This window comes from Collinsella tanakaei (genome assembly GCF_016902615.1).
In the GTDB taxonomy this organism is placed as follows: Bacteria; Actinomycetota; Coriobacteriia; order Coriobacteriales; family Coriobacteriaceae; genus Collinsella; species Collinsella tanakaei_A.
The window spans coordinates 1-8,412 of sequence record NZ_JACJMB010000050.1; the positions used below are offsets into that span (position 1 = coordinate 1).

Annotated in this window: 10 protein-coding genes and 1 pseudogene; 8 read left to right on the forward strand and 3 right to left on the reverse strand. The window is 63.6% G+C overall.

Annotated elements, in window-relative coordinates; translation table 11 throughout:
- Nucleotides 1–16: 16 nt before the first annotated feature.
- On the forward strand, nucleotides 17–94 hold the full coding sequence (locus H6A21_RS11240) for a hypothetical protein (RefSeq protein WP_342636104.1): 78 nt from the start codon (nucleotides 17–19) through the stop codon (nucleotides 92–94).
- A 673-nt stretch (nucleotides 95–767) separates the two neighbouring features.
- Nucleotides 768–1,253: pseudogene (locus H6A21_RS10450) on the forward strand (transposase); the annotation flags it as partial.
- Between the two features lie 55 nt (nucleotides 1,254–1,308).
- On the opposite strand, the gene H6A21_RS10455 reads toward H6A21_RS10450, so the two are convergent.
- A complete protein-coding gene (locus H6A21_RS10455; RefSeq protein ID WP_204562718.1) occupies nucleotides 1,309–2,232 on the reverse strand; it encodes a restriction endonuclease in 924 nt (307 codons plus the stop codon).
- A 354-nt stretch (nucleotides 2,233–2,586) separates the two neighbouring features.
- Here H6A21_RS10455 and thiS point away from each other — a divergent pair, with 354 nt between their 5' ends.
- The 6 genes from thiS to H6A21_RS10485 all read left to right on the forward strand — a co-directional run bounded on the left by thiS (nucleotide 2,587) and on the right by H6A21_RS10485 (nucleotide 6,748).
- A complete protein-coding gene (gene thiS, locus H6A21_RS10460) occupies nucleotides 2,587–2,784 on the forward strand; it encodes a sulfur carrier protein ThiS (RefSeq protein ID WP_204562720.1) in 198 nt (65 codons plus the stop codon).
- A 17-nt stretch (nucleotides 2,785–2,801) separates the two neighbouring features.
- The gene (gene thiF, locus H6A21_RS10465; protein WP_204562722.1) at nucleotides 2,802–3,407 is read left to right on the forward strand and encodes a sulfur carrier protein ThiS adenylyltransferase ThiF; all 606 of its coding nucleotides are present in this window, start codon (nucleotides 2,802–2,804) and stop codon (nucleotides 3,405–3,407) included.
- Between the two features lie 69 nt (nucleotides 3,408–3,476).
- The gene (locus tag H6A21_RS10470) at nucleotides 3,477–4,286 is read left to right on the forward strand and encodes a thiazole synthase (protein WP_275052023.1); all 810 of its coding nucleotides are present in this window, start codon (nucleotides 3,477–3,479) and stop codon (nucleotides 4,284–4,286) included.
- Nucleotides 4,283–5,533 carry a 2-iminoacetate synthase ThiH gene (gene thiH, locus H6A21_RS10475; protein WP_204562727.1) on the forward strand — a complete coding sequence of 417 codons (1,251 nt, stop codon included), beginning with the start codon at nucleotides 4,283–4,285 and terminating at the stop codon, nucleotides 5,531–5,533. Before H6A21_RS10470 ends, thiH begins: the two co-directional genes overlap by 4 nt.
- Before the next feature lie 58 nt (nucleotides 5,534–5,591).
- Entirely contained in the window at nucleotides 5,592–6,119 is a 528-nt protein-coding gene (locus H6A21_RS10480; RefSeq protein ID WP_204562728.1) for a thiamine phosphate synthase, read from the forward strand.
- Between the two features lie 110 nt (nucleotides 6,120–6,229).
- Nucleotides 6,230–6,748 (forward strand): GNAT family N-acetyltransferase, encoded by a 519-nt coding sequence (locus H6A21_RS10485; protein ID WP_204562729.1) that lies wholly within the window; start codon nucleotides 6,230–6,232, stop codon nucleotides 6,746–6,748.
- 39 nt (nucleotides 6,749–6,787) lie between these two features.
- Here H6A21_RS10485 and H6A21_RS10490 read toward each other — a convergent pair whose 3' ends face one another.
- Entirely contained in the window at nucleotides 6,788–7,081 is a 294-nt protein-coding gene (locus H6A21_RS10490) for a nucleotidyltransferase family protein (protein ID WP_204562730.1), read from the reverse strand.
- Between the two features lie 579 nt (nucleotides 7,082–7,660).
- Nucleotides 7,661–8,412 (reverse strand): IS3 family transposase (locus tag H6A21_RS10495; RefSeq protein ID WP_204562731.1); only part of this gene is annotated, 752 nt, incomplete at its 5' end.

The following is an 8,412-nucleotide window of genomic DNA, read 5'->3' on the forward strand; positions in this document are numbered from 1 at the left end:
GTACAACAACTTCAGGATCCACTCGACGCTCGGCTACATGAGCCCCGTCGAGTTCAGGAAGGCGGGGCTGATCCTGTCGAAACCGTCCAAATAAGTGTTGCCAATCCACGGTCGTCCCGATGTTGCGCCGCTGGTCGACGACGAGCGTGCGGGACGGGTTGGCGCCGGCGGCCCCGATCGCGGGGGAGGGGAGTGCGCACGCCGCGTCTTCGACGTTGTCGACCCTGCCCGGGCCGACCCTCCGGCCGGCCCGGTCCCGGGCGTGGGCCACGTGGAACGACTTGCCGACGTCGAACCCGATGAACAGCTCGTAGTCGGGGTAGGCGGCCCCGGCGTCGGCGCATGCCTGCGGCGTCATGTACATACGTGGTGTCCTTCCTGCCGTGTCCGCATGTCGGCCCGGCCAGGCGCCCGCTTGGCAACACCCACAATACTGAGCCGCGGCGGTCTTCGAACAGCATGCCCGGCAGGTTCCTATCGGTCGTCTTCGGCGGACACGCCGCCCGATGTTGATGTGCAATAAGAAATGGTCCAGATGAGCACCGGGATTTGAGCACCGCGTGCATTAAAAATTGAGCAGTTTAATCATGAGGGGCGTGCTCCAAGGGCCAGGGGGCACAGCCCTCGCCGTAACGTTGTCCCGGGCGGGTAACGTACATTTTCTTGCGCACTTTGACAGCGGAATAGCGTCCAGGCAAGGAGGGAGGGCACGGCCCGCCCCGGTATGATTCGAGTTGCCTAGACGAGAAACATGCTGGAGGTGGACCATGCCCGAGCCAATCGTAACATTCAACGAGGAGTCCCTGAAGTCCGACCTTCGCGAGCTCGTCAGGAGGACCGTCGAGGACACGCTGAACGGCCTCGTCGGCGCCGAGCGCCACGGGCGCACCGCCGACCGCGAGGCCTACCGCGCCGGGCACTACGAGCGGAAGCTGACCACGACCTCCGGCGAGGTCACGGTCCGCATGCCCAAGCTCAAGGGCATGAGGCTCGCCACGGCGATCATCGAGCGCTACCGCAGGCGCGAGACCTCGGTCGAGGAGGCGATGATCGAGATGTACCTCGCGGGCGTCTCGACCAGGCGCATCGAGGACGTCTCGGAGATCCTCTGGGGCTCGAGCGTCTCGGCCTCCACCGTCCCGAACCTCAACGAGAGGGCCTTCGCGTCCGTCGAGGAGTGGCGCAACCGCCCGCTCGGGCGCGCGTACCCCTATGCCTGCTCCGACGGTATGTACCTCGGGAGGTCCCGCGGACATGAGGGCTCTCGAACACGGAGTGCCTCAATGACGGGCCGAAGCGCCGTATCGCCTACATGTCGAAATAGTCCCTGTCGACGCGCTTGATCTTGATGATCCTCTCGGTCGCGACGCCCAGATCGTACTTGATCATGAGCGACGCGAGCATGCGGCCGTCGACGAGGGATATCGTCGAGGTCTTGCAGCCTCTCGCGCAATCGATAGCATCCTGTGTGAACTCGGATGTCGTGATGAAGATGCCGTTCCGGGCCCCGTTGAGCGCCCCGATGAACGCCTGGACCTCGGCCCTGCCCACCTTGTTCCCATCCGCGTAGTGCTTTGCCTGCGTGTAGATCGGATTGAATCCGAGTTCATCGGTGGAAACGATGCCGTCGATGCCGCCGTCTCGTGTGTACCTCGTGACGGAGCCCTCCCCATAGCCCATTTTCTCGAGAAGGTCGACGACGAGCTTCTCGAAAAACTTCGGCGAGCAGTCTCCGACGAAGCCGAGCAGCTCGTCCGAGAGGCTCCCCTCAAACTCGCTCAGGATCCGCGACAGCTCCTCGTCGGGAGATTGCCTGGCATCATCCGCCGCGTCATCTGTCATGGTTTCCGATACCTGGTCAGGCTGTGCGTCGGACGGATTGTCCGCGCTCTTGCGCCACGGGTCGATTCTTGCGATGGTCGAATTCATCTCCCCGGCGAATCCCCTTGGGTCGGGATTCCTCTCCAGGGCGTCGATTCCCGTGCCGTTGATGCGGTAGGCGCCGGCGCCGACGCGATCTATGTACCTCGCGCGGTTCAGGTATGAGATCGCCCAGCCGACGCGGCTCTGGTAGGCGGGGATTCCGCTCCCGGTCAGCTCCGAGGCATCCGCATCGGTGAGACCGAGTGACTCCCTGACGGTTTCCGGCAATTCCCTCCTGGTGTGCTCATCGCCATCCGTCATCACCCTGAGCGTGTGCATGAACATCTCGGTCTGTGTCGGCGTCGGCATCATCGGCCCCCTGTTATTATCCTTGGACCCGATTATCTTCCGTTTTCCACGGGCCGTCCAACGCGCCGGCGATAAAGCCGCGATACGCGTCGAACCGGATTTCTCGGTCATAACTTCCGGATGAAGCGAAGCGGATAATGCCAATGGATGACGAGCTATATGCCACGGTCGCCCGTGAAAACGAAGATTCGATAGTCTGCAAGGGTCGCCGCTACCGCTGCCCACGCGTTGCGTTCGCGCGCCGATGTGCTACCCTGTTTCACAGAGTGCGAAGCGCGCATGAAGGGGCACACCACCTCGGGTGTGATGTTCTTTCGTGCGCGCTTTTTTTGTTGCCAAAGGAGGGTGATTTACATGGCGCAGGTCAACGGCAAGACGGACACATCCGTCGACGGTTGCACGATCGGGGCGGCACTCGAGCGCCTAGGCTTCGATCGCGCGCGAGTCGCATGCGAGCTCAACGGTGAAATCGTTCCGCGCGCAGAATACGATGAGCGGGCACTCGACGAGCACGATGCGCTCGAGGTCGTTCGCTTCGTAGGAGGCGGATGATGGGAGAAGGTGCACAGATGGACCCGCTTGAGCAGCGCATTGGCCGCATGGCACGCGAACGTCTTGCAAAGGCGCGTATCGGCATCGCGGGAGCGGGCGGCTTGGGGTCGAACATCGCCATGATGCTTGCGCGCAGCGGCGTGGGGCACCTGGTGATCGCTGATTTCGATACGGTGGACGAAAGCAACCTCAACCGCCAGCACTACGCGCGCGAGCACGTGGGCGCATCCAAGGTCGACGCGCTCTCTCAACAAATTCATGCCGTGGACCCGCGTGTCGCGATGCAAGCCTTTCGCCTGCGCGTGACGCCGCAGAACGCGCGCGAGTTGTTTGGGGGATGCGATATCGTTTGCGAGGCGTTCGACGACGCGCAGGCGAAGGCGATGCTTGTGGAGCAGCTGCTTTCGCTGACACCGGGGCCCATCGTTGTCTCCGGCAACGGTATGGCGGGCATCGGTCCGGCATCTGAGATCGTGACCCGCCGGCTGGGGAGCCGCCTGTACGTGTGCGGAGATGGGGAGTCCGATGTCGATGCGGGCGAGGCGCTGTATGCTCCGCGCGTCATGCTGTGCGCCGCTCAGCAGGCGCTCGTCGCTGTGCGCATCGTGCTGGGCGAGGAATAGCGCCGATTCTTTTCAGAGGGCGCAGCGGTGCGCCCTGCATATATCGCTGTATGGCTAAAGGAGTGAATGATGGCAGATATGGAACATACTGATACGGTCTGCGCGGCGGACACCTGGAGCCTGGGCGGCAAGGAGTTCACCTCCCGCTTCATCTTGGGTTCGGGCAAGTTTCGCCTTGACGTGGTGAAGGCGGCGGTCGAAGACGCGGGCGCGCAGATCGTGACGCTCGCCGTGCGCCGTGCGAACACCGAGCAGGAGGGCAACATCCTGGAGTCGATTCCCGCAGGCGTGACGCTGCTGCCCAACACGTCGGGTGCGCGCACCGCCGAGGAGGCTGTGCGCATCGCGCGCTTGGCGCGTGAGCTCGGTTGCGGCGACTTCATCAAAGTCGAGGTCATTCGCGATGCGAAGTACCTGCTACCCGACAATGCCGAGACCGTCCGTGCCACGGAGATGCTCGCGAACGAGGGCTTCGTTGTCCTGCCCTACATGTATCCGGACCTTAACGTGGCACGCGACCTGGTGAGCGCGGGCGCCGCGGCCGTCATGCCGCTCGGTGCGCCCATCGGCTCCAACCGCGGCCTGGTGACGCGCGATTTCATCCGCATCCTCATCGAGGAGATCGACCTGCCGGTGATCGTGGACGCGGGCATTGGCCGTCCGTCGCAGGCGTGCGAGGCCATGGAGATGGGTGCTGCTGCCGTCATGGCCAACACCGCCGTGGCGACCGCGGGCAACATTCCGCTCATGGCGCACGCATTCGGGCGTGCCGTCGAGGCGGGCCGCGCGGCCTATCTCGCCGGTCCGGGTCGTGTGCTCGAGAACGCCGGCGAGGCATCGAGCCCCCTGACCGGCTTTTTGGAGGAGGAGGCCCGATGAGCGAGTTTGACCAGAGCGCTCCTGCGGTGCGGCGCATACCGGTGGGGAAGCGCTGCTGGCGCCTGACGGAGATGAACGAGGCGGACATCCACACCGACCGTGTGCTTGACCCCATGGCGTTTCTGCCCGATATGGACGTGCTGGGCTGCGAGATGTTCGACCGGGTGCTCGACGCGGTGGAGGTCTACGACCCCGATGCCGTGACGCCGGCCGACGTACGCCGCGTGCTCGATGCGGACGTGGTTGAGCCCGAGGACGTGGGCGTGCTGTTCGCTCCAGCCGCCGAGTCGTTTATCGAGGAGATGGCGCGGCGCGCCCGGGCGGAGCGCGTGCGCTGGTTCGGCACGAACATCCAGTTCTTCACCCCGCTCTACCTGGCGAACTACTGCGAAAACCGCTGCGTGTACTGCGGGTTCAACTGTGAGAGCGGCATTCACCGAGCGCGCTTGAACGAACAGCAGACCATCGCTGAGCTCGACGCCATCGCCGCCACGGGGCAGGAGGAGATTCTGCTGCTCACCGGCGAGGACCCGGTCACCTCGGACATCGCCTACATTGCGCGCGCCTGCGAGCTCGCGGCCGAGCGCTTCCGCAACGTCGGCATCGAGATCTATCCTGCGAACGTTAGCGACTACGCCACGCTGCGTGCAGCCGGCGCCGACTACGTGACGGTGTTTCAGGAGACCTACGACCCGGTGCGCTACGGCAAGATGCATCTGCGCGGCCGCAAGCGCATCATGCCGTATCGCTTCGAGGCGCAGGAGCGCGCGCTCAAGGGCGGCATGCGCGGCGTTGCCTTCGCACCGCTGCTGGGCCTGTCGGAGTTCCGGCACGATGCGCTCGCCTGCGCGCTGCACGCGTATTACATCAACCGCGCCTACCCGCATGCCGAGATCTCGTTCTCGTGCCCGCGCCTGCGTCCGGCGGCCGGTGCCGTCACGCCCAAGGGTCCGCACGTGACCGAGCGCCAGCTGCTACAGGTCATCTGCGCATACCGCATCTTCATGCCCTTTGCCGGCGTGACGGTGTCTTCGCGCGAGCGCGCGGGTTTCCGCGACCATGTGGCCACGATCACGGCGACCAAGGTGTCGGCCGGCGTGTCCACGGGCATCGGCGAGCATACGCATCAGGCCGAGGAAGGTGACGATCAGTTCGAGATCGCCGACAATCGCAGCCTGGCCGAGATGTGTGCCGCCATGCGGAAGATGGGGCTCGAACCGGTCATGAACGACCATGTGCTCGTATAGCGACATGTTGGTTTCGCCTTCGTATGCGCCGGCGTGCACGAGTTTTCTGCGGGTGGCCATGAGCGATCGCTATGGCTGCCCGCGGCCTCTGGCCGAGCAGGTGGCGCGGCTTGCCGGAGTGGTCGATACCCTGATTTTGCGCGAGAAGGATCTGGATGATGGCGCCTATGAGGTGCTGGCGCGCGAAGTCATGCGCGCGTGTGACGCGGCGGGCATCGCCTTCGTGGCGCACGGGCACGCGGAGGCGGCGCGCCGTGTCGGAGCCTCGTACATTCACCTGCCGCTGCCGGCGTTTGAGGTTGCGGGGCGGCCGCGGGGTTTTGAGCTTGTGGGCACCAACGTGCACGAGGTGGACGAGGTCGCGCGCGCTGAGGCGCTGGGTGCGGACTGCCTGATCGCGAGCCCCGTGTTCGCTCCGTCGTGCAAGCCGGTTGCGGGGCGTGGGACGGACTTCTTGTGCGCGGTGATCGCGGCGGCTCATGTGCCCGTGTTCGCCTTAGGCGGGGTAACTGATGACACAGAGCCCCTCATACGCGCGGCAGGTGCAGCCGGTGCCGTTCGAATGTCCGATTACATGCTGCGATAGGCACGCTTGCCGGCTTCCGCTTGCACCCCGTACTGTCGCCGAAGCGTGCGCACCGCGCATCTGGTACCATCGGGCATCAACGTTTCCGCTGCGATTGAAAGGCTGCGTCGATGCTCAAGACTGGACGTCTGCTGCTGCGTCCATGGTTCGAAGACGATGCTGAAGAGCTGTTTGAGCTCGCGCGCGACCCGAAGGTGGGCCCGGCAGCGGGCTGGCCTCCGCACGCCAGCGTGGACGAAAGTGCCGCGGTCATTCGCGACGTGCTGATGATGTCGGACAGCTTCGCCGTCATCGAGCGCGCGACGGGTGCGCTCGTGGGCGCCATGGCACTCAAGCATCCGGAGATATCCGAGATGGCGGGCATCGGCGAGGCGGAGCTCGGCTACTGGATCGGTGTGCCGTATTGGGGCTGTGGCTATGCCACGGAGGCGGCGCGGGCCGCGGTGGCATACGGCTTTGGCGAACTGGGCCTTACGGCAATCTGGGCGGGCTACTACGAGGGCAACGAGCGCTCGCACCGCGTGCAGGAAAAGCTCGGTTTCGAGTTCCAATACCGCAGGGAAAGCGACGTCGAGCTGCTCGGCGAGCACCGCATCGAGATCTGCCAGCGCCTCGTGCCCCAGCGATAAGAAGGTGCCGGGTGTGATCTTGCCTAGGCTGCGCGCGCGTCATCGCTGTTCCTTGCGCTCATAGAGAATCACCCCGTCGCGTTCGACGGCTTGGGCAAACGCGTCATCGCCCAAGTCGGCCCTTGATACGATATCGGCCTTTTTCCCCGTACGCTCGCGTATGGCCTCAGAAAACGCCGACAGGTCGAGCAGCGTGAGCCTCCCGTCGTCATAGACGATGCGCAGGTCGATATCGCTTTCGGGTGTTGCTTCCTGGCGTGCATATGAGCCAATTTGTCTCGCTGTACGTATTGCGTTCTGTATCTCGTCAAGCGCACTTGCGCGGGTCGGCAATTGCCTTCAAACGGGCTGACGGATTTGCTCGCTTGTGCCGAGTGCTTGTGTAGAGATCGTATTCTCGCGATGAAGATCCTCACTGATTGGCACCAGACATGGTCGGGCATGTCGTATGAAACAGCAGTGCCTTGCAACATTTACGAGGCGTTTCCAGAGAGCATGTCTTTCTGAGAATGATTCAATTGTACGTCATTGAGCTATAGGACGGCATGCCTCGTCGTCACCTTCAAAAACGTCGGCACATCATAAAATGACATCCGCCAGAGCGTGAACGACGCTCTGGCGGGCGCTTCGACGAATCATCTCGCCATTGATCGTGTTTTAGCTAGCGTTTCTTGATTAGCCTAAATACACGAAGGGCGGCAAAGATGACAGCTGTGTTGATGATGAACTTGATCACATAGTCATTCATAGCTGACACCTCCATAAGGCAAGTATAGCAGCTGTATCTGGGCTTTTGTGCGATTCGACGGTGGCATTCGCTTCGATGCCGTTGTGAAAGCTGGTATGATGAAACGAAAGGGGTCGCCCGAAGTGAACTGCACCCCAAAACTTGGACGCCATAAATCATAACCGCTAGGCGGCTTCCCGAAGGGCCTGCTCCCGGAACTCCACCGGGGTCAGGCCCTTCAGCCTGACCTGCCTCCTCGTGTTGTTCCAGTGGCGGATGTACGCCTCGAGGTCGGCCTTGAACGACTCGAACGTGTCCCAGTCGCGGCCGCGGAAGAACTCGTCCTTCAGGTGGCCGAAAACCTGCTCGGTGGCTCCGTTGTCGATGCAGTTGCCCTTCCTCGACATGCTCTGGGTGAAGCCGTTGTCGGCGAGGGCTCTGACGTAGGTCGCGTGCTGGTACTGCCAGCCCATGTCCGAGTGCAGGACCGGGCGCGCCCAGCCGGGCTTGGCCGCCATGAGCATCTCGAGCATCTCCTCCTGCTGGGCGAGGTCGGGATGCCGGGAGATGGAGTGCGCCACGATCTCCTTGCTGCCGAAGTCGTAGACCGGGGCGAGGTAGGCCTTGCCGAACGAGAGCTTGAACTCGGTGACGTCGGTGCCCATCTTCTGCCACGGGCCGTCGGCGGAGAAGTCGCGGCCGAGCACGTTCTCGAAGGTCTCGCCGACCTTCCCCCTGTACGAGCTGTATCTATGGTAGTCGGTTTCGCGGCGTATGCCGCAACTGAGGCCCATCTCGCGCATCATCTTGAGCACCGTCTTGTCCGCGATGCGCGCGCCGTCCACGGCGCGCAGCTCCATGGCTATCTGCCGGTGGCCGACGCCGTTGGGGAGCCCGCCGAAGATCTCCGCCACCCTGCCGCGCAGCTCCGGCCTGG